The sequence below is a fragment of the Niameybacter massiliensis genome (genome assembly GCF_001282685.1).
In the GTDB taxonomy this organism is placed as follows: Bacteria; Bacillota; Clostridia; order Lachnospirales; family Cellulosilyticaceae; genus Holtiella; species Holtiella tumoricola.
In genome coordinates, this window is record NZ_LN875035.1 from 2,186,734 (window position 1) to 2,208,450 (window position 21,717).

Annotated in this window: 23 protein-coding genes; 1 reads left to right on the plus strand and 22 read right to left on the minus strand. The window is 33.6% G+C overall.

Going from position 1 to position 21,717, the window contains the following annotated elements:
* Positions 1 to 35: 35 nt before the first annotated feature.
* From BN2390_RS15890 to BN2390_RS15905, 4 genes are read right to left on the minus strand one after another with little or no spacing between them, the layout of a single operon-like run.
* Positions 36 to 983, minus strand: a complete 948-nt coding sequence (locus BN2390_RS15890; RefSeq protein WP_053985293.1) for a GerMN domain-containing protein — start codon at positions 981 to 983, stop codon at positions 36 to 38.
* 16 nt (positions 984 to 999) lie between these two features.
* On the minus strand, positions 1,000 to 2,412 hold the full coding sequence (locus BN2390_RS15895) for a sensor histidine kinase (protein WP_242847684.1): 1,413 nt from the start codon (positions 2,410 to 2,412) through the stop codon (positions 1,000 to 1,002).
* A 19-nt stretch (positions 2,413 to 2,431) separates the two neighbouring features.
* Positions 2,432 to 3,118 (minus strand): response regulator transcription factor, encoded by a 687-nt coding sequence (locus BN2390_RS15900; RefSeq protein WP_053985295.1) that lies wholly within the window; start codon positions 3,116 to 3,118, stop codon positions 2,432 to 2,434.
* An 11-nt stretch (positions 3,119 to 3,129) separates the two neighbouring features.
* Positions 3,130 to 3,753 (minus strand): helix-hairpin-helix domain-containing protein, encoded by a 624-nt coding sequence (locus BN2390_RS15905; protein ID WP_053985296.1) that lies wholly within the window; start codon positions 3,751 to 3,753, stop codon positions 3,130 to 3,132.
* A gap of 116 nt (positions 3,754 to 3,869) precedes the next feature.
* On the opposite strand from BN2390_RS15905, the gene BN2390_RS15910 reads away from it, so the two are divergent.
* Positions 3,870 to 5,213, plus strand: a complete 1,344-nt coding sequence (locus BN2390_RS15910) for a D-alanyl-D-alanine carboxypeptidase family protein (RefSeq protein WP_053985297.1) — start codon at positions 3,870 to 3,872, stop codon at positions 5,211 to 5,213.
* Between the two features lie 41 nt (positions 5,214 to 5,254).
* On the opposite strand, the gene rsfS is transcribed toward BN2390_RS15910, so the two are convergent.
* The 18 genes from rsfS to mreC all read right to left on the minus strand — a co-directional run bounded on the left by rsfS (position 5,255) and on the right by mreC (position 21,713).
* Positions 5,255 to 5,599 carry a ribosome silencing factor gene (rsfS, locus tag BN2390_RS15915; protein ID WP_053985298.1) on the minus strand — a complete coding sequence of 115 codons (345 nt, stop codon included), beginning with the start codon at positions 5,597 to 5,599 and terminating at the stop codon, positions 5,255 to 5,257.
* A 120-nt stretch (positions 5,600 to 5,719) separates the two neighbouring features.
* A complete protein-coding gene (gene nadD / locus BN2390_RS22355) occupies positions 5,720 to 6,910 on the minus strand; it encodes a nicotinate-nucleotide adenylyltransferase (RefSeq protein WP_082238824.1) in 1,191 nt (396 codons plus the stop codon).
* Between the two features lie 62 nt (positions 6,911 to 6,972).
* A complete protein-coding gene (gene yhbY / locus BN2390_RS15925; protein WP_082238931.1) occupies positions 6,973 to 7,263 on the minus strand; it encodes a ribosome assembly RNA-binding protein YhbY in 291 nt (96 codons plus the stop codon).
* An 18-nt stretch (positions 7,264 to 7,281) separates the two neighbouring features.
* Positions 7,282 to 8,559 (minus strand): GTPase ObgE, encoded by a 1,278-nt coding sequence (gene obgE / locus BN2390_RS15930; protein ID WP_053985300.1) that lies wholly within the window; start codon positions 8,557 to 8,559, stop codon positions 7,282 to 7,284.
* Positions 8,560 to 8,672: 113 nt separating this feature from the next.
* Complete coding sequence (gene rpmA / locus BN2390_RS15935; protein ID WP_053985301.1) at positions 8,673 to 8,963, minus strand: 50S ribosomal protein L27; 291 nt, start codon at positions 8,961 to 8,963, stop codon at positions 8,673 to 8,675.
* Between the two features lie 19 nt (positions 8,964 to 8,982).
* Complete coding sequence (locus BN2390_RS15940; RefSeq protein WP_053985302.1) at positions 8,983 to 9,321, minus strand: ribosomal-processing cysteine protease Prp; 339 nt, start codon at positions 9,319 to 9,321, stop codon at positions 8,983 to 8,985.
* Positions 9,322 to 9,326: 5 nt separating this feature from the next.
* Positions 9,327 to 9,638 carry a 50S ribosomal protein L21 gene (rplU, locus tag BN2390_RS15945; protein WP_053985303.1) on the minus strand — a complete coding sequence of 104 codons (312 nt, stop codon included), beginning with the start codon at positions 9,636 to 9,638 and terminating at the stop codon, positions 9,327 to 9,329.
* A gap of 122 nt (positions 9,639 to 9,760) precedes the next feature.
* Complete coding sequence (locus tag BN2390_RS15950) at positions 9,761 to 11,188, minus strand: ribonuclease E/G (protein WP_053985304.1); 1,428 nt, start codon at positions 11,186 to 11,188, stop codon at positions 9,761 to 9,763.
* Positions 11,181 to 11,873: a TIGR03936 family radical SAM-associated protein gene (locus BN2390_RS15955; RefSeq protein WP_053985305.1), complete on the minus strand. Its 693-nt coding sequence runs from the start codon at positions 11,871 to 11,873 to the stop codon at positions 11,181 to 11,183. Before BN2390_RS15955 ends, BN2390_RS15950 begins: the two co-directional genes overlap by 8 nt.
* A complete protein-coding gene (locus BN2390_RS15960) occupies positions 11,863 to 13,704 on the minus strand; it encodes a TIGR03960 family B12-binding radical SAM protein (RefSeq protein WP_053985306.1) in 1,842 nt (613 codons plus the stop codon). Before BN2390_RS15960 ends, BN2390_RS15955 begins: the two co-directional genes overlap by 11 nt.
* Positions 13,705 to 13,812: 108 nt before the next feature.
* A complete protein-coding gene (gene mgsA / locus BN2390_RS15965) occupies positions 13,813 to 14,208 on the minus strand; it encodes a methylglyoxal synthase (protein ID WP_053985307.1) in 396 nt (131 codons plus the stop codon).
* A 10-nt stretch (positions 14,209 to 14,218) separates the two neighbouring features.
* A complete protein-coding gene (rodA, locus tag BN2390_RS15970; protein ID WP_053985308.1) occupies positions 14,219 to 15,343 on the minus strand; it encodes a rod shape-determining protein RodA in 1,125 nt (374 codons plus the stop codon).
* A gap of 35 nt (positions 15,344 to 15,378) precedes the next feature.
* Positions 15,379 to 15,663: a cell division topological specificity factor MinE gene (gene minE / locus BN2390_RS15975; RefSeq protein WP_053985309.1), complete on the minus strand. Its 285-nt coding sequence runs from the start codon at positions 15,661 to 15,663 to the stop codon at positions 15,379 to 15,381.
* Between the two features lie 21 nt (positions 15,664 to 15,684).
* Positions 15,685 to 16,482, minus strand: a complete 798-nt coding sequence (gene minD, locus BN2390_RS15980; protein WP_053985310.1) for a septum site-determining protein MinD — start codon at positions 16,480 to 16,482, stop codon at positions 15,685 to 15,687.
* A gap of 29 nt (positions 16,483 to 16,511) precedes the next feature.
* Positions 16,512 to 17,195, minus strand: coding sequence for a septum site-determining protein MinC (locus BN2390_RS15985; protein WP_053985311.1), 684 nt, complete (start codon positions 17,193 to 17,195; stop codon positions 16,512 to 16,514).
* A gap of 15 nt (positions 17,196 to 17,210) precedes the next feature.
* Entirely contained in the window at positions 17,211 to 20,345 is a 3,135-nt protein-coding gene (locus BN2390_RS15990) for a penicillin-binding transpeptidase domain-containing protein (RefSeq protein WP_053985312.1), read from the minus strand.
* Between the two features lie 13 nt (positions 20,346 to 20,358).
* Positions 20,359 to 20,868, minus strand: coding sequence for a rod shape-determining protein MreD (gene mreD, locus BN2390_RS15995; RefSeq protein ID WP_053985313.1), 510 nt, complete (start codon positions 20,866 to 20,868; stop codon positions 20,359 to 20,361).
* An 11-nt stretch (positions 20,869 to 20,879) separates the two neighbouring features.
* The gene (gene mreC, locus BN2390_RS16000) at positions 20,880 to 21,713 is read right to left on the minus strand and encodes a rod shape-determining protein MreC (protein ID WP_053985314.1); all 834 of its coding nucleotides are present in this window, start codon (positions 21,711 to 21,713) and stop codon (positions 20,880 to 20,882) included.
* Between the last annotated feature and the right edge of the window lie 4 nt (positions 21,714 to 21,717).

Genomic DNA, 21,717 nt, shown 5'->3' on the forward strand with positions numbered 1-21,717 from the left:
CTATACAATATGCTCCAATAGCCCAAACCAAAGGCCTATGGAGTTTGTAAAATAAGTTCTTCATTTCTCTCAAATACACCACCTGATTGATTAGGAATATTAAATTCTGTTTGTTTTTTTCCATCTTTTAAGAAATTTACTTTTTGTATTTTTGAAATTTCTGTTAAAGAGTCAACCATCGAATAAATGATAAGCTCTTCTCTTACTGTATTCCCCACCTGCGGTATTTGTAAATCATAAGATAAATCGATTTGGCATACACCATCTTGTGTTTTAATATCATTAACCTTTGTATCAGCTGGTAATATACTTGACAAACCTTCTGTCATTGGTCCTTTTATCAATTCTGCAATCACATACTCTTCAAGAGGTGTATTGTTATTCACTCTAATTTCTCTTTGTTCTTTGTGCAATAACCCATCCGTATTACTTGGGAAATAAAGTGTTACAATTTGGCTGCTTGTTGGTGGTGTAGGATTTAATACATTAATTAAAATATCTTTACGCTCCACTGCATCCATCTTATCTCCATTACTATTTACAAGTGGTATATCATTGGCTTGAAACTCCACTTTATCAATAAAATCTAATTCTGTTAAAGTATAGACAAGCATTGCACGATGTGTAATTTGAGTAGGCACATCTAAAGTATTATAGGCAGTGCTAAAATTAATATAAGCGGTGCGTTCTTTTAAAATAGCTTGGTCAATATTAAATAAAATAGGTCTTGTCCCTTGATTGTTTACCTGTGGTCCTTTAGCCAATGCATCTAATACCGCAAGCATAGTCTTTTCTTTAGAAGCATCTTTTGGTAAGTCAATAGCGCGTTCTTCCATAATAAGCGTACTTTGATGCTCATCATAAAAGTATAATTTTATTTTTTGAGAAGATGATGATTGCTTTATATTTAATTCACATCCTGTCAAAACAAGCATGCATAACGCTAAGAGACTAATTCCTAATAACCGTATAGTTTGTTTCATTTGATCTACCTCCATCCTATAAATGCCTAATCGGAATTTGAACGGTGAAGATAGAGCCTTTACCTTCTTCACTTTCTACCTGAATAGAACCATTATGCATAATCACAGTACGATAAGTAATAGATAATCCTAATCCTGTACCACCTGTCTCACGATTTCTAGTCTTATCAGTACGGTAAAAGCGTTCAAATATTTTAGACTGTTCATCTTTTGCAATACCAATTCCTGTGTCTTCTACAGAAATCTGAGCATCTTGAAGGTCACTTTGTAAAACAACACGTACTTCTCCACCTTCTGGTGTATATTTAATAGCATTTTCTATTAAATTAGAAATAGCCAGTGTTAATTTTACTTCATCAATATCTACAAAAATTTCTTTGTGACTTTGATAAATAAGCTTAATATCTTTTTTCTTAGCAAGTGGAATCAAACGTTTTAAAATAGCCTGTGTCATATCATTCAAATTAGTTGTTTGAATATTCATAGGTACTTCTGTTTGATCTAATCTTACAAGTGTCAATAAATCACTAATGATATTATTAAGGCGATCTACTTCTGAGTTGATATCCATAAAGAACTCTTTATACATTTCAACAGGAACATTCTCCTGAAAAAGTAGTGATTCTGTAAGCACCTTAATAGATGACAGTGGTGTTTTCAGTTCATGGGACACATTCGATACAAATTCTTGTCTAGAATGTTCCACACGTTGAAGTTGCTCTGCCATGTGGTTAAAGGCGTTTCCTAGTTCTGCAATCTCATCTTTTCCTTTCACATCTACCTTTTGATCAAGCTGCCCATTAGTAATTTTTTGAACAAATTTCATAAGAACCTTCAAAGGTCTTGATATAAACGAAGATGTAAAGAAGCTTAATAGACCTATTAATAAACTGGTAAATAACGACAATAAGTACACTTGATTTTGCATTTCATCCAGTGAACGATAAATATCATCTATTTTAGCTGTTACAATAACTGCCCCTAAAACTTCATCTTTATTATCCTTATCTGTAATAGGAACAGCTGCACTCATAACCTTTTGATCTTCACGACTATAAGGCTCTGCACTATCTATTTTACGTAAGGCATCAAAGACTTGCTTACTCATAATGGTATGTCCTTTATCGGCTGCTGCAGAATCTGCAATAATATAGCCTAATTTATCTACAACAACAATACGTCCATTGCCATTAAATCCTTTTTCTTTTCCAAGCCCTCTAATATAGGACTCAAAATAGGTATAACTTGTATAATCCTTTAAGTAGTTTCCCTCAGATATTTGTGTTGAAATACGATTTGCCTGTCTTAGCCATTCTGCTTTGCTTTGTTCGATATATGAAGTCTCAATACGATCCATTACAATAGGCGCAAAGAGCATAAATGGTATAAAGCTAACTAAGAAGAATAAGACAAATAATCGCCATCTCAAGCTGTGAAACCACTTCATCTTAATCTTTAAAATAATAACCTACCCCCCATTTAGTATGAATATATTCAGGTTGTCCTGGATTTGGCTCAATCTTCTCACGTAAACGTCTTACATGAACATCTACCGTACGTACATCACCTGGATAATCTCTTCCCCAAATGGTATCAAGCAGTTGATCCCTACTATATACTTTACCTGGATGTGTTGCAAACAGTTCAAGCATATCAAATTCTTTTGCAGTTAAATTAATTTCATGATTATTTAAGAAAACACGCTTACTACTTAATTCTAGTCTTAAGCTTCCTACTTCTAAAAGCTTTTTATTTTGCTCTTTTTCACCTTGTACAGCACGTCTCAAAATAGCTTTAATACGTGCTTTTAACTCAAGGATATTAAATGGTTTTGTTACATAGTCATCTGCCCCATATTCAAGGCCCATAATCTTATCCATATCCTCACCTTTAGCAGTAAGCATAACAATAGGAATATTAGAAAATTCACGTACAATTTGACATACTTGTAAACCATCATACTTAGGAAGCATAACGTCTAAAATCATCACATCATAATGACCATTTTTTACTAAATTCAGTGCTTCCTCACCATCATAGGCCACATCTACTTCCCATCCTTCTTGCTCTAGGCTAAACTTTATTCCTTTAACGATAAGTTTTTCATCATCGACAACTAACACTCTACTATTCATCCTATTTCCTCCTACTCTATTGTAATTAATTCTTGTAACCCCTCATAAACTTTATCGCCTATTCCAGGTACATTCTTTATCGATTCTTTAGATGTAAAAAATCCACTTTGCTCCCTATATAAAATAATTTGCTGAGCCTTTACCTCTCCAATTCCAGGCAACGTTATAAGTTCACTCTCATTCGCTCTATTAATATTTATAAGAGAAGATTTTTGAGTCCTTTCTTCATTTTCATATGAACTTAGCATTTTGTCAATTTCTTCTCCAATTTTAGGTATATATATTTTTTGATGAGCATAAATGGGTTCTGCTAAATTCAGTTGATTTAAATCTGCTTCATCTATTAATCCTCCTGCTATTTCTAAAACATCCTTTAAAATAGCAGTTTTTTCTATATAATAGACACCAGGATTTATGACAGCACCACACAAATAAATAGGGACACTGACTTCTTCATCCACAAGCTGTGTTCCGTCCTTTATAGACTCTTCTTGACTTACAACACTAGCAGAATCTACTTGATCTATAATCTGAATGGTTTCTTGATTACTTTGTTGATTCATAAGAAGCAAACCTGTTACACTTAGTAATATAAGCACAAATATAATTTTATACTTACTTAATAATTTTATCACATAATCACCTCTAGTACAAAGTTTTAACAAATTTTGCACATCTTAGACAGGTTTGCCTTTACTAAAAGCTTTATTTTTAATATACTAGTACTGTTGAAAGGAGAATTTTTTTACTTATGAAAAAACGTATATTGAAACAATCAGTTCATATAATTTTAATTTTATCATTATTGTTCAGTTGTTTACCACTGTACGCAACTGAAGGGGATCCTGGCACATCTGTACCTACCATTGGTGCTGAAGCCGCTATTTTAATAGATGCAAAAACGGGAGAAATCCTATTTGAAAAAAATAGTCAAGATCGTCACTTTCCTGCAAGTATTACAAAACTCATGACAGCTTTACTCGTCATTGAAAATTTAAAACCAACAGATATGATTACTTTTTCCGAAGATGCCATCTATGGTATAGAACGTGGCAGTAGTCATATGGGAATGCGTGTAGGTGAACAAATTTCTGTAGACCAAGCTTTACGTTGTTTGCTCCTTATGTCCGCAAATGAGGTTGCCAATGGCCTTGCTGAAAAAGTGAGTGGTTCTATGGATAACTTTGCTGTTGCAATGACAAAAAAAGCTGAAGCATTAGGTGCAAAAGGTACAAGCTTCAAAAATCCTCATGGTTTAGATGATGAGCAACATTATACAACTGCTTATGATATGGCTCTTATTGCTAAAGAACTCTTTCATAATGAGTACTTTTTAGAAATCATGAAAGATGTAACCTATCAGATACCTCCTACAAATAAGGTAAATGAAATACGTTATCTTTCACAACAACATAAATTAATGAATCAGTTTAGTGACAGCAAGCTTTATCGCTCAGATGTTATTGGGGGTAAAACAGGTTATACAGATATTGCACGCCATACCCTTGTTACAATGGCAAAACAAGGAGATATTGAACTGATTGCTGTTATTATGAAAAGTGATACAAAATCTGGTATGTATACAGATACAACGAAGTTGCTCGATTATGGATTTAATGCTTATCAAACTTTTGATCTTCTCAAAGAAAATGAAGTCATTACTAAGCTTCCTATTTACTCTGTTAAAAGTGGTAAACTTATTGAATTTGCAACTTGTGATATTGTAGCTTCTAGTAATGAATCTGTACTTGTAAGTAAAAATATTAAGACACGTGATATTGTTACAAATATAAATGTTCCTGAGTATTTAGAAATGGGCGTCGCTTCAGATGCTATAGTAGGTTCAATTGAATATTTACACAATAACAAGGTATTAGCTAAAAGTGATTTAAAAATCTCTAACATCAATTATATTTCTTCTCCTTATACGGCTAATCAACCCGAAAAACCTACATTAACTTTTCCTATTTCATCTTTCCTTATTTTGCTCATTCTCCTACTCGTTATTTTAATCTTATTAACTCTCTTTATCAAACGTAAGCGCAAACGTAAATTTAAACATAAGAAACTTAAATTTTCTAAAACCATAAAATAGGCATATAGCAAACCTATAGTTTGCTATATGCCTCTATTTTTTTAAAATAATAATGTTGTTCCATCTTGCCAAAGACGATCTAATCCATAAAACTCAGCATCTTCTTTATAGAGTACATGAATAATCACACGTCCATAGTCCATTAAAATCCAATTCGCAGTTTGGTAGCCTTCTTTTTGTATAACTTTAATACCTTCTTCACTTAAAGCATCTTCAATATCATCGGCTAAAGCCTTCGTCTGCTTTGTATTATTCCCTACCACAATAACAAAAATATCTGCTAGTGATGTAATATTATGCACATCTAACACCTGTAGACTCTCAAACTTCTTCTTTTTCAAAATGCTAGCTACCTTTTGTGCTAGTAAAATGGATTCATTATTCAATATAAAAAAACCCCTTTCGTCTATGCCTTTTCTCTATCTCTAAAATAAGCTTCCTTATACTATTATAGTATGCATACTTACCTAGTGATTATCCCTGTCTAAAATATCCGAAAATTTCATCTATATATCGTAAGTCTTATATTCTTCTAACAATACATCTGTAATTGGATGCATTTCCTGTCCTCTCGACTTAACATATTCTTTCGATTTACTTAATGCAGTATACATAGCCTTATTAAGGTCATGTTTGGCTAAGCGTCTAATTTGTTCTAATGCTGGATATGGCTTTCTTCCTCTTTCAACCATATCAGCTAAATAGATAATCTTCTCAATATCTGTCATATGTGTACGTCCTACTGTATGATAACGTACACTATTAAGAATAGTAGAATCCGTTACACCCCAATCCCTTTCTAACAAGCAAGCGCCTAACTTACCATGTATTAAATGAGGATGTTCCCTTTCAAATTGATCGATTTCTACACTGTATTCCTTACATAATTTTAGGCTTTCCTCTACAGGAATCTCTTTGGCTAAATCATGAAAAAGTGCTGCAATAAAAACTTTATCCGTATCTACATTATAGCAGTTTGCAAGTTCTATAGCCATTTCTACTACACCTTTTGTATGTTCATAACGTCCCTGAGATAAACGTTCTTTTACATAATGACTCATTTTGCTCACAAGTTCCTGATTAAAAGAAACTGGATGTCTATAAAGGTTATGCTTAGAAATATAATTTTCTACAGCACTTGTCACTAAATATTTAATAGGTGAATCTTCCTTTACGCGTTTTCTAATATCTGATGAGGATATGGCAAGAGCTGGCACTTCAAGAAATTTAATACTTGAATGAAACTGTGCACGTAAATTTTCAATATGATTTAAGAGCTGTTGCTTTTGATATCCAGGTCTTGTTACTGCTACAAAAGTACAAAGTTGTAAAAGTTCTTCTGAGTTTTTCCAATTCAAAATTTCATGTACAGCATCAGCACCTGTAATAAAGTATAGTTGTGTATCAGGTCCATACATCCTACTAAGCTCTTTAATTGTATCTACAGTATAAGTAGTACCTTCTCTGTCTATTTCTATTCTAGAAACGTTAAAGTGAGCATTTGCTGCTGTCGCTAACACCGTCATCAAATAACGATGCTCTGCTGATGTAATTCCCATGCTCGCTTTATGAGGTGGGTTACCTGTGGGTACAAAAAGTACTTCATCAATATCAAATTCATGTCTTACAGCTTCTGCTGTTACTAAATGTCCCATATGTATAGGATCAAAAGTTCCACCCATAATAGCAATCTTCATGTGTACATCTCCTTTAAAAATTGTCCAATTTGTAATGAAGCGCTACCGAAGTAGCGCATGCATTAAGATGGTAATGTAATTTTTGAATTTTTCTTAGCTGGTTTATAAAGTATAATTTTTTTACCAATAACTTGAACTGGAATAGAATGTGTACGTTCACTTAAAACTTGACACATTTCTTTTGGATCTTCTAAACAGTTATTGAGTACACTAATTTTAACAATCTCTCTTGCATCAAGTGCAAGTAGAATTGCTTCTGTTACTTCAGGTGTTAATCCATTTTTACCTATTTGGAAAATAGGATCAATTGTTTGTGCTAAAGACTTTAAATAAGCACGTTGTTTACTTGTAATGTTCATAGACATTCTCCTCTATTTATAGTATTCAAATTCTAAATCATAAATACGTACAGTATCACCTTCTGCAATACCTGCATCTTCAAGTGCTTTAATAATACCACGTTCACGTAAATATTTCTGGAAGAATGCGAAACCTTTTTCTGTATCTAATGAAGTATAACCCATCATCTTCTCAACGCCTACACCTTCAACAACGAAGTAACCTTCTTCATCATTTGTAATCGTATAAGCTTCATGGTCAATTTTTTGTTCTTCTTCAAACTCTGGTTCAAAAACAATAACCTCATCTGGTACTGTTGCAAGAAGCGCTGAAATATCCTCAAGTAAAACCTGTAAATTATCATTTGCAGCAGCCGAAATTGGAATAACTTTGATTCCTTGTGGTTCAAAGGCTTTTTTAAGTGCTTCTAAGTTCTCTTTGGCACCTTCAATATCCATTTTATTAGCTGCTATAATTTGAGGTTTAGTCTCTAAAATTTCTGGGTTATATTGATCTAATTCTTTTTGAATTGCATAAATATCCTCTACAGGATTTCTACCTTCACTACCTGCTGTATCTACAACATGTACAAGCACTTTTGTACGCTCAACATGTCTTAAGAAATCATGTCCAAGTCCTACGCCCTCTGCTGCCCCTTCAATAAGTCCTGGAATATCTGCCATTACAAATTGTTTACCGTATTGGTTAGAAACAACACCTAGGTTTGGAGATAAAGTTGTAAAGTGGTAGTTAGCAATTTTAGGTTGTGCATTACTTACCATTGAAAGCAAAGTTGATTTTCCAACGTTTGGATAACCTACTAATCCTACGTCTGCAATCATCTTAAGTTCTAGAATAACCCAATATTCTTTTGCTAGACGTCCTTTTTCTGCATATTTTGGAGCTTGTCTTGTAGGTGTAGCAAAATGTTGATTACCACGACCTCCATGACCGCCTCTAAAGATTACTTGTTTGTCATCTGGCTTATGAAGGTCAGCAATTACTTTGCCTGTTTCCGCTTCACGGATAATTGTTCCCTGTGGAACTTTTATAGTTAAGTCTAATCCATCTTTACCATGGCATTTCTTCTTACTACCGTTTTCTCCATCTTCTGCCTTATAGTGTCTTTTATGTCTAAAGTTCATTAAGGTATTCATTCCTGGGTCAACTTGGAAAATGATATGTCCTCCACGACCTCCATCTCCACCATCTGGACCTCCATTTGGTACGTACTTCTCGCGTCTAAAAGAAACATGGCCATCGCCACCTTTACCAGACTTAACGAAAATCTTCACTTTATCGACGAACATATTCTCACTCCTTTCATCTTATAGTGTATGTCATTTTGTTTTTTTCTATCGCAACTTGTCTCATTAATAAAAAGAAGGTTTCAACAGATGTTGAAACCTTCCAAGTATATCGATTACGCTTCTTGTGCTACTGGATATACAGAAACTTGTTTTTTGTCTCTGCCTTTACGTTCGAATTTAACTCTACCATCTACTAATGCAAATAAAGTATCATCTCCACCACGGCCAACATTGTTACCTGGATGAATTTTTGTACCTCTTTGACGATATAAGATGTTACCAGCTTTTACGATTTGTCCATCTGCTCTTTTAGCGCCTAAGCGTTTTGATTCAGAGTCACGACCATTTTTTGTAGATCCTACCCCTTTTTTATGAGCAAAAAACTGAAGGTCTAAACGCATCATTTAATCCACCTCCTAAGTTTTAGAATGATTTATTTTTTATTTCAATGTATTCTCCGTACATTTGTTTGACAGACTCAAGGCCTATCTGCATTGCTTCTAAAAGAAGCGTTGCTTCTTGATTTGGCATTCCTTGTTTGCGCTTGTTAAAAGTACAATCAATAACACCTTTTTTAGAATTAATCTCATCAAGAGAAAATTCTTCTTCCGTTAACGCCTCTAGAGCATTAATGGTATTAATAACTAAAATACTTACAGCACTGCAAACAATATCTTCACCATGGTCAGCATAGCCAGCATGTCCAGATAATTTGAAGCGATATAAAACATCTTTGTTATAATAAAGGTCTACTCGAATCATAATAATTATGCTTCAATAGCAGTAATTTTCACTTTTGTGAAAGGTTGACGATGACCTTGTTTTTTATGGTAAGATTTTTTTGATTTGTATTTGTAGATAATAACTTTTGGTCCTTTACCTTCTTCAACAACATCAGCTTTTACAGTTGCGCCAGCTACTACTGGGCTACCAACTACCATTTTGTCATCTTTAGATACAACTAATACTTTGTCAAAGCTTACTGTTTCACCAGCTGCTACGTTTAATTTTTCAACGTAAAGTGTTGTGCCAACTTCAACTTTGTATTGTTTGCCACCTGTTTCGATAATTGCGTACATGTGTACACCTCCTTAAACCGTAAACTCGCCGAATTCGGTACTATCAAATAGTTTAAAAACCTCTTCGTGCGGCTAAAACACTTCATTAATATATCATACTCCATAACACATGTCAACTCTATTTATTGTTTATGGAACCTTATGTCAAAACTTGTTTGGTTTTGCTTTTCATCTTCATAGAGATTAAGTTTAATATCGTAAATTTCTTCTAATTTTGCTGGTATAGAACTTTTTATTAACTCCGTATAAAACGTCTTTCCACAGTATACAAATACTTGTTTCATATCTGTTGTTGCTACTATTTGTTTGATTTCATTTTCTACTTTAAAAGCAAGATAGCTCATACTAGGTACAGTAAACTGACAAGTATATTCATTTTCTTTTCCAAATAATCTTTGATAAATAGGTAAGTACTTCTTCGTTCTTGTTATTTGTAAAAGATCAAGTTCAGTTGGTGGAAAAACCTTTGACCTTGTACCATCTATACTTGCAATAAACTGACGTGCCCATTCATAGACACTCTGCCTATCTTCCTTAGATATAAAGTCGACTAAGTCAATAATAATAATTCCTGATAAATTACGTCTAACAATTTGATAAATACTTTCTTCTATCGCTAACTTATTAAGTTCTTTAATTGTTTTACCTATTTGCTTACCAAGAATAGCTTTGGCACTATTTACATCAATAATGGTCATCGCTTCCGTATAGTCTATGACAATGTTCCCACCATTTTTTAACCAAACCTTCCTTTTGAGTGTTTCCAAAAAATCTTTTTCTATACTCATTAATCTAAATAAATTTTCATAACATGGATAATTCTTATACTTGGCTTGTAAACGTGGCAAGAAAAGTTCTACTTTTTCTTGTAGTTGCTGACTTGTTTCTTCATTATTACATAAAAATATAATTTCTTCATCTTCTTTGATATGCTCTTTTACCACTTCCCAATAAAGGGGTTCTGCTTTTAAAAGAATCGTCCCTTTTTGTACATTAGCTTTCATTTCATGAAATTGCTTCACTTTTTCAGCTAAATAGGTTGCTTCATTGAAAATTTCCGTATCTGTTGCTTCTTTACCATTAGTACGTACAATAAAGCCTAATGCCTCATTTACAAAAGGCATAAGTAATGTTTTGAGCTCATCTCTTCTTTGGCTACTTTTAATTTTCTTAGAAATTTGTATACCTGGTTCATAAGGTAAGGCAACAAGGTAATAACCTGGAATATTTACAAAACTAGTTAGACGATTGCCTTTTTCACCTGTATTTTCTTTTTGAATTTGTACAGGGATACGCATACCTAGTTGTATTTTGTTCTCATAAGCGCTTGGTATATTTTTAAAATGTAGTAAACCATTCTTTTCTTTTCCAAAGTCTATAAAAGCACCTTTAAGATTTTTTACTACTTGTTGAACTTGACCTTGCAAAACATAGTTTTGCAAGGTCTCTTCAACATGATCTTGAATATAAAGATGAATAAGCTTTCCGTCTTCTAACAAGGCAATCCTTGTTAATGCACAGCCTTCATCAATAATAACTTGCTTAAGCATGAGAAGCCCCTACTTGAATAAGAGGCACTATAGCGTTTTCTTCTCCTGCATAAAGTTCTAGTCTTTCAACACTATAATCTAATGTTTCAAGTTCTTTCTCTATTAAAGCTTTTAGTAGTAAATCAACGCTTAAGTTACTTGCACTACCTGCAGCTACTTGCATATGGATTTCTACTGTACCCTCTTGTTCTACAATTTCAAAAGCTTTAACAAGTGGCTTAATATCCACTTCTGAAGTTTTCTTTTTGCCCTTTTTAAGAACAACTAAAGACTCTGCGTTTATTCTTTCTTGAATATGTGCCATATCTTCACTTGTTAATGCACCTTGTGTAAACACAACTTTATAATCTGCAGTTGTTACTAAACTCATTAAAGATGGCGTACCTTCTGTAATAGCTGTAGCTTCTAAGACACGAATACCTTCTGGTAAAATTGTATTAAGTACCTCCTTAGCTTTTGTAACATCAACATCTTCCTTAGTAATAATATCAATATATTCTCCTGTACTTCCTACACCAACTGAAAGTGGCATAGCAAAGTATACTTTAGCATGAGGATTAAAACCTTGGGAGTAAGCAATTGGAATACGTGCAACACGTATTGCCCTTTGGAACATTCTTACTGTATCTAAATGACCTACAAACTTTACATAGCCTAACTTTGTAAATTTACATCTAATTCTCATAACAAACTCCTTTATTGAAAGTATTTGCTCCACATCCAGAACATTTCACACGGCATTGAGGGGTTGTAACAGCTTCATGTGCTTTTTTACTTTCACGAATTAAGAAGTTCTTTGTTACGCCAATATCGATATGGTCCCATGGTAAAACTTCATCATAGTCACGTCTTCTGTTTGCATAGAATGCATAGTCTACACCTGAAATTTCACTCGCTTTTGCCCATTTTTCTTCATCAAAGTGTTCGCTCCAACTATCAAATGTAGCACCTAATTTATATGCTTCTAAAATTAAGTTTGCAACACGTCTATCCCCTCTTGCAATAACAGCTTCTAATACGCTTGTTTTTGCATCATGGTGATTATATTTAATTTGTCTACTTTTAATTGCATGTTTTAACATCATATGCTTTTCAATAAAGCTTTCACATGTATCTTGTGGTTCCCATTGGAAAGGCGTAAAGGCTTTTGGAACAAAACAAGATGTACTTACAACAAGTTGTACCCCACCTTGACGTTTAGATTTATCAATTTGGTAATATTCATGTACAATATTTTCAGCTAATGCTGCAATACCTTCTACGTCCTCTTGCGTTTCACCCGGTAAACCTAGCATAAAGTAAAGTTTAACACGGTTCCACCCACCATTGAAAGCAAGGTTACATCCTCTAAGGATTTCTTCTTCTGTAATATTTTTATTAATCACATCACGCATACGTTGTGTACCTGCTTCTGGAGCAAAAGTTAAACTACTTTTACGTACTTCTTGTACTTTTTGCATTAAGTCAACAGAGAATGCATCAATACGAAGAGATGGTAATGAGATATTTACACACTCTTTTTCACATAATTCTAGAAGTTCATTAGCAAATGGCTCTAAATCTTTATAGTCACTTGTACTTAATGAAGCTAAACTAATTTCTTCGTAACCTGTAGAAGCTAAAAGTTTTTCTGCATAATTAATAAGTACATCTTTTGATTTTTCACGTACTGGACGATAAATCATACCTGCTTGACAGAATCTACATCCTCTTAAACATCCTCTAAACATTTCAAGTGTTACACGGTCATGTACTGCTTGAATCCAAGGAATAACTTGTGTTGTTGGATAGTAGACTTCATCCATATCTGTCATAATAACTTTACGAATCTTTGTTTTAGCTTTTGGATGTAATGGTCGCTTTTCTAAAATTGTTCCATCTTCTTTATAAATCTCTTCATAGAAACTTGGTACATACATACCTTCAATATCAAGAAGTGCTTCTAAAAATTCAGCTCTTGTACGCCCTTCTTTTTTATAGGCTTTGTATAAGTCTAGAATTTCGTCATAAGCAAATTCACCTTCACCAATATAGAAGAAATCAATAAATGGTGCTAAAGGTTCTGGGTTATAGGCACAAGGTCCTCCTGCTACAACAATCGGATCCTCTTCTGTACGATCTTTGCTAAGAAGTGGAATACCTGCTAAATCCATCATATTTAAGATATTTGTATAACTCATTTCATACTGAAGTGTAAAGCCTAAGAAATCAAATTCTTTAAGTGGTGTATGTGTTTCTAATGAAAAAAGTGGAATATTCTTTTCACGCATAATTTTCTCCATATCAATCCATGGTGAAAATACGCGTTCACAATAAGTATCTTCTCTTCTATTTAAAAAGTGATAAAGGATTTGCATACCTAAATGGCTCATTGCTACCTCATAAACGTCAGGGAAAGCAAAAGCAAAACGCACATCAATGCTACTTAAATCCTTTTCATAAGCATTCATTTCACCACCAATATAACGTGCTGGCTTATCTACCTGTTTTAAAATCTGCTCTGATAAAATGGTCATTATAGTCCTCCAAATTTATTCTTCACCCTCAATGGGAATGTTTTTATATTAGCCTTTTCAATGTCTTGGATAAATATCCATAAAAAAAAGACTTATGAAAGTCTTTTTTTAACGGATTACTTCTCTCCAACTTAAGTCGCCTCTTTCTAAGGCTTTTACTAAAAGTTCAGCTGTTGCAAGATTTGTTGCAATAGGAATATTGTGGATATCACATAATCTTTCTAATGCACCTACATCTGGCTCATGCTGTTTTTGTGTTACAGGATCTCTTAGAAAAATAACCATGTCTAATTGGTTATGTGCAATTTGTGCACCAAGTTGTTGCGCCCCCCCTAAGTGTCCTGCTAAATATTTATAAATATTTAAATTTGTTGCTTCCTCTACTAGTCTTCCAGTTGTACCTGTAGCATACAAAGTATGTTTTGCTAGTATGTGTCTATAGGCAATTGTAAAATTTTCCATGAGTTTCTTTTTAGCATCATGCGCTATAAGTCCTATATTCATCACTTACCTCCTAAAACATCGTATTTTCTTTTCTCATCCCAACATTTAATACAAGTCCTAATCCCATCATGTTTGCCCATAATGAACTTCCTCCATAACTAATAAACGGAAGCGGAAGGCCTGTATTAGGTAATAAACTTGTTACAACCCCCATATTTACGAAGGTTTGCATCGCTATCATACCCATATAGCCAGCTATAATAAACCGGCCAAAGTCATCAGGGGCCGAATGGGCTATCCATAACCCCCTTGCAATCATAAAAAGAATAATTCCTAGTACTATTAAAATCCCAACAAAGCCAAACTCTTCAGCAATAATGGCTACAATAAAGTCATTATGTGATTCTGGTAAATAGTTTAATTGGCTAATGGCACCTTGATAAAGTCCCTTTCCTTCTAAACCACCTGAACCAATCGCATGAACTGACTGATTGGTCTGATAGTTTTCATCTAAATTATCTCCACCATGTACTTTAGTAACAATACGATTACGTTGATAATCCGGAATAATCTTTTGATAAGGATTGGTAATAATATAGACTAGTATAATACCTGCAGTAGCAACTGCTATTGCTGCTGTAGAAATCATAACTTTCATATCCAATTTGCTTACAAATAATTGTATCACTAATATGCCCAAAATGACAAGGCTAGTCGATAAATTCGGCTGTCTATTTACAAGTATGAAAGGAATAAAATGAAACAGTCCTACAATCATAAGAGATTTGAAAGAATTAATTTTATCATTATATTTATCTAGTAATTTAGCTGTACATAGGATAACTCCAATTTTAGCAAACTCTGATGGTTGGATAGTCATCGGACCAATCTGAATCCATCTTGTTGCACCATTTACATTTTTCCCTAGAAAAAATACAGCTATCAGCAATAGATTAAAGGCGATATATATAGGAATATACCATTCACCTAAAAAATGATAATCTATAGCCATTACAAATAGCATAAGTACAATACCTGTTGCAAAAAACAGGAGTTGCATCTTTAATACTTCTGTATCACCAGAATAAGTTGTAGCACTACTAATAGCAAGAATACCTATACCTATTAGAGCACACATACATAAAACCATCCAATAATCAATATTCTTTAGATGTTCTTTCTTTAAACTGAACATATATTAAATTTCCCTTTCCTGCTTCTAAAAAGTAATTAGCCTCTACTTACTTTTTTTAAATTTTTGATGGGTATGTTAGCTGATAAAACTGGTGCTTTGTTTCCACTTTTATCACATTCCATCGAAGAAACTTCAATATTAAAATCGTCTGTATCGATATCTACATATTTAGAAATGACTTCTATAATGTCAGAACGCATCATTTCTAGTAATTCTGTAGAACAGTTCATACGGTCATGAATTAAAACAAGTTTTAACCTATCTTTTGCTACGTTACTTGACGAATTTTTTCTACCAAACAATTGACTAAAATCTAGCATCCCTCTCACCCTCTTTAGCTATTAATTATTAAAACCAAACATTCTCTTTATTTTATCAATAAAGCCATTCCCCATTTCGAGATCTAAGAAAGGTACTTCATTTCCTTCAATACGATCTGCAATGTTTCTAAAAGCTTTCCCTGCTAGTGCACTTTTATCTGCTACTGCAGGCTCACCTTTATTTGTTGTAATAACAATATGTTCATCATCTGGTACAACACCAAGAAGATCAATCGCTAAAATTTCTACTACATCATCCATCGCCATCATATCACCACGTTTAACCATGTTCATACGTACACGATTGATAATAAGTTGTGTATTTGAGATACCGTTTGCTTCAAGTAATCCAATAATACGGTCTGCATCACGTACTGCTGATACTTCTGGAGTAGTTACAACGAGTGCACGGTCAGCACCTGCAACTGCATTCTTAAATCCTTGTTCAATCCCTGCAGGACAGTCTACAATAACATAGTCAAAGTCTTCTTTTAAACTATCACAAAGCTTTTTCATTTGCTCAGGACTTACTGCATCTTTATCACGTGTTTGTGCTGCTGGTAATAAGAAAAGCCCTTCAAAACGCTTGTCCTTAATTAAAGCTTGTTTAATACGGCATCTACCTTCAACAACATCAACTAAATCATATACAATACGATTTTCTAGTCCCATAACAACATCTAAGTTTCTAAGACCGATATCTGCATCTAATAATACGACTTTTTTACCTAATAAATTTAATGCAGTACCAATATTTGCTGAAGTTGTTGTTTTTCCTACACCACCTTTGCCTGATGTAACGACAATTACTTGACTCATACTTATCCCCCTTATATCTTTTGTTCTAATTATTCTATCATATGATTGAGTGTTTTAAAATCTATTTCTTCAACATAGATTTGATCATTATTCACATATGCAATTTGTGGCATGTGTATTTTATTGCGACTTACCACTTCATCTTCTGGCGGTTGTGCAATAACATTACGGATACCAATTTGCATAGGATGCATATTGGTGGCTAAAATAAATGGATTTTTAAACTGTTCATCAAGTCCTGCATGAACTTTGCCATTTAATGTACCCATTACAATAATATTGCCATCTGCTGTAATGACCCCACCAGGATTAATATCTCCTATAACAACAACACTCCCCCTAAAATCGATGTGTTGTCCTGAACGAACAATTCCATAGTGATATTTGGTAAGTGAAACATTGGGTTTTTTCATTTCTTCTAATATTGCTTTCACTTGATCATCAGATTTCGCACTTGCATTTTGCTCAAAGTCATGAATAAATGCAACATTAAGGATATTTTGATGTGCCAAGAGGCACATCAATTCATCTTGCTGCTCTTTAGAAAGCTTACGCCCTTTAAAACGCATATTAACTTTTGCACCACTAAAAAACTTCTTCGAGCTTTCTAATTTTTCAACAAAATTATTAATGACTGCCTCAAAAGGTGCAATTTCATCTAAAACAACTGTTATTCCATCTACAGAACCTTTAAATACAACAAGATTATCCATATTCAGCCTCCCCCACTATTCAACAAACATATTATCCAGTGTTGTTTTAGGTGCTTCTTTTCCTAAATTAAAGTACTCGGATAAAATGTCTTTAGTAATTTCTTGACCATAAGTACCTTGGCCGTAAGCATTATATACCGTTGTAACAACTGCAATTTCAGGATTTTCATATGGTGCAAAGCCCACAAACCAACTGTGCTCATCATTATTTTCTTGCGCTGTACCTGTTTTACCAGCTACAGGAACCTCAAAAGTTTTAAAAACATTTCTTGCGGAACCTAATGTACCATGTGTTACTTGATACATACCTTCATAAACGCTTTTTAATGTAGATTCTTTAATATTAAGTTCATTATAGATACTTGGTTCAGTTGCTACATAGCCTTGATTCGTTTTAGTATGATTAATACCATCAATAATACGTAAATTATAGACATACTCTCCATTAGCAAGTGCAGCAATATATCTTCCCATTTGAATAGGTGTAAATGCATTATCTCCTTGTCCAATAGCTGTACGTACTGTCGTACCATCTGTCCACTCTAATCTTAAACCGGATAGTATTTCATTTGCAATATTATTGATTAAACTTGTCTTGAATTTTTTGAGCATATCTTGTTTATAAAATTCTTGACTTTCATCAAGGGTTTCTAACCGCTTCTTAAGCTCTGTAACAACTTCTGAATCTGGTGCTTGCTTGATTTGTCTATTGTATAAAGTATTATAAGCATGTTCATAAGCATCCAATATTTCATAAATATCAATTTCGTTGATTACAGTACTAATCTGTTCATCTAAATGCTCACCTATCATATTATTAAGTGCAATACTTAATTGGGATTTTGCCTTATTACGTAATGAGCGTTCTTTAGTATCATGCATTGTACCTTCAAGAATTTGTTCTAAATAAATTTTTGAATCTGATTGTAATGCAAGTTGCATCTGTTTATAAGCACCTTCAATTACTTTTGATAAGTCATCATCAAAAGCTTCTTGGAATACTGGCTCAAGATTACGCTTTAGTTCATACTGTGCTAAATAACTAATCTGCTCATCAACTGATTCTCCTGCAGAACTTTCAATAGGGTAGATTCCCTTTTCCATAACCTCTACAATTTCTTCAATATACTTTTTAAGTTTATCTTCATCTAACTTACGAATAGCTGAAAATTGCTCTGCAATTTGATTTTTAACCAAATTATATGGCGTAGAAATATTAGGTGGTGATTCTGCTAATTCAATACCTGTTTTTTGATCTAAACCAAGCATTTCAACATATTTAGTCAGCATATCAATGCCTCCATATGGTGCGCCACCTTTTAAACCTAATCGATATGCAAGTTCATAGAAATAGTAGTTACATGATACTTCGATTGCTTTTGATAAGTTTACGTTACCATGTCCATGTCCATTGTTTGTATAAATCCAACAACGTGGTGCAGGATTACCTGCCTTTTCAAATATCCCAGAGTCATAAATCAATGTATCTGGAGTAATAACACCTTCTTCTAATCCAGCAATAGCACTAATCATCTTAAAGGTTGACCCAGGTGCTTTTGCAGTCATTAATGCTCTATTCCATAACATGCTACGATTATCAAATAACGTATTATAGTATCTATTAAAGTTTGTAGTCATCTCATTACTATTATAAGATGGATAACCTACTAACGCTAATACTTCTCCTGTTGCTACATCAATGACAACTGTTGATGCACTTGATGGTGTCACAGACATTTGATTTGGCTTAAGTGTCCCTTTTTCAAACTGATCAATTAACGTATACTCTGTTGTTCCATTTCTATTGGTCTTAAATGCCTGTACAACATCTTGGGATAAATCTATTGCACCTTGTTCATCAAAAACAAGTAACATATCCTTTTCAGTAAATTCTCCTGTATTTTCTTCTAATAATTGAGTAAGAAGCTGTAAAGGTGTTAGGGTTTCTTTTACAACAGCATCTAAGTTGTTATATTTACCCATAAGTTTTTGATAAATTTCATATTGAATAGTACCTTCTTCTGCTTTCTCCAGTTTTCTCATATCAAGTTGGCTACTGTTTAGCATAGAGATGATAACTTCCTTGCTTGTTAAAGAAAAAGCTTTTGGATTGGTTCCTTTTAATTTTTCTACAATTGCTTCACTTAAGTTCTTTTCAGTACTTTCATAAGCTACACGTTGTAAATCTAGGTCAATAGTAAGAAAAACATCATTTCCTGGAATAGCTTCTTCTTTTTCAATGGTATGGACACGTCTTCCTACGTTATCTACTTCTACACGTTCTAGACCTTTTTGTCCACGTAGTTCGCTTTCCATTGTTTTTTCTACGCCCTCATGACCTACAATATCATCTTTGTCATAACCTTGTTCTTTCATTTCCTCATATTGAGCTTCAGTAATTGTACGTGTATATCCAATTAAGTTTCCTAAAATCTCAGGCTCATTATAATAACGAACTGCCTCTACATCTACAATCACACCAGGAAAATCATCATGATGTTCTTCTAAGTAAGCTATTGTTTCATTTGACACGCCTTTTGCTACTTTAACTGTTTTGTACTTACTATACGCAACTTTATAAATCTCCGTACGTAGTGCAATAACCTTTCTAGCTTCTTCATCTGTCATAGTTTCATCGATATCATATTTACCTCGTAAATACTCAATGACTTCACCAGCTGACATTTGTAATAGCTGTTGTCTATGTTCTTCGTTATTATAAGGAATGGAATACATGAATTGGTTAATCCCTGTTTTACCTTCTGTATACTCAAAAGGTGCATCTTTTGTAATAGGAATTTCATCAAGGTAAGTGTCTCCATTCTTCTCAAGCAAATTTACAACATCTAAAAGAATGCGATTGAGCTCTGACTTTTTCATCTGTACCTGTTGATCAATACTGATCACATTATTAGGTTTATTTACCGCTAGTGGTCTGCCATAGCGGTCATAGATTAACCCTCTTGGTGCCTCAACCTGTATACTACGCTCTACACTCGCTCGTAAGTTATTGGCGTATTTATCATGTTCAATAATTTGAAGCTGATAAAACTTTCCTGTTATAACAATGAATAATACACATATCCCTGCAAACAATACAAAAAGTCTATCTGAAAAAATGTGGAGGATACTGTTTACTTTCTTCTTCATGTCACCCTCCTAATTAAAATATATTCCTTGTTTTCTTTTCTCTTATTTCAAGTTTTTCATTAATTAAATAAATCAGTTGATAAAAGACTAGAGATAAAGTAACGGTATAAATCACTTCTGGAATAGCAAGTGTCTTAAGGAAAAAGAAAAGATTGACCTTTCCCCTCATGATATAGATGAGAACTGATACAAGGCTTACAAAGAAGCTGCTAAAAAGTGTACAAAAAAATGGCATAATAAAATTTTCTCGATAAAAATTCTTATTAAACTTGCCACAAATATAACCTACTAGAAAGTAAGGAATGGCTTGTTGACCTAAAAACATACCAAATGTTACATCATAAAGGAGACCAGCACCTGCCCCAATAATAGCTCCTTCTTTACTTCCTCTAAGAAGTGCAAAGGAGACAATAATCATAACCATAAAGTTAGGTGCTACTGCTCCAATACGAATGGTATCAAAAAGTGTCATTTCTAAAATATGTGTTAGAATGAGTAACATTCCAATTACGACTATTCGCATTTGTCTACCCTCTATTCTTCATCATCTGTAGAAATAATGAGTACACTTTCTAAATGCTTGAAGTCTACAAAAGGTTTAATGTAGGCATATTGGGTCAATCCATTTTTACCTGTTGTCACTTCTTCCACTGTTCCAATAGGAATACCTGGTGGATAAATATCACTTAGATGAGACGTTATAATTTGGTCTCCTTTTACAACCTCAGATTCTACATCTATTTCTAACTTGCATAAGCCATCATTACCAAGTTCAACATCACCTCTTAGTATGCCTGTATCCCCTGTTCTTACGACTTTTACACTAATGGAACTTCTATCATCGATAATGGAAAGAGCAACTGAAGTAAGTGGATTTACTTTCGTTACATGCCCAACTAGTCCACCATCTGCTAAAAGTACATCATCTTCTTTAATATTTTGTATAAGCCCTTTATCAATATTAAAGGACTTATACCAATTACTTGTATCTTTGGCGATTACATTTGCGCCAAGTGTTGGATATTCTTCATATCGTTGCTTTAATGAAAGAAGTTCTTTAAGACTTTCATTTTCACCTTTATACTGAGTAAGCATTGTATTTTGGTAAACAAGACGATCATTTTGCAACTTAAGTTCTTCATTTTCCTTAATAAGGTTTTCAACATTTACAAAATAATCGCCAACTTCTTTCACTTGATTTGATATAAAATGAATACCTTGTTTAAATGGGTACGTTACAACGTCTGCTATACTGCTCAATATAGAGATATTATATTTAACACCTAATACTACAGTGACAGAGAGAGCCGCTACAACACTTATACCCACTATAATCATTTTCTTTTTAGCTTTTTGAGATAATTTCAAGGCC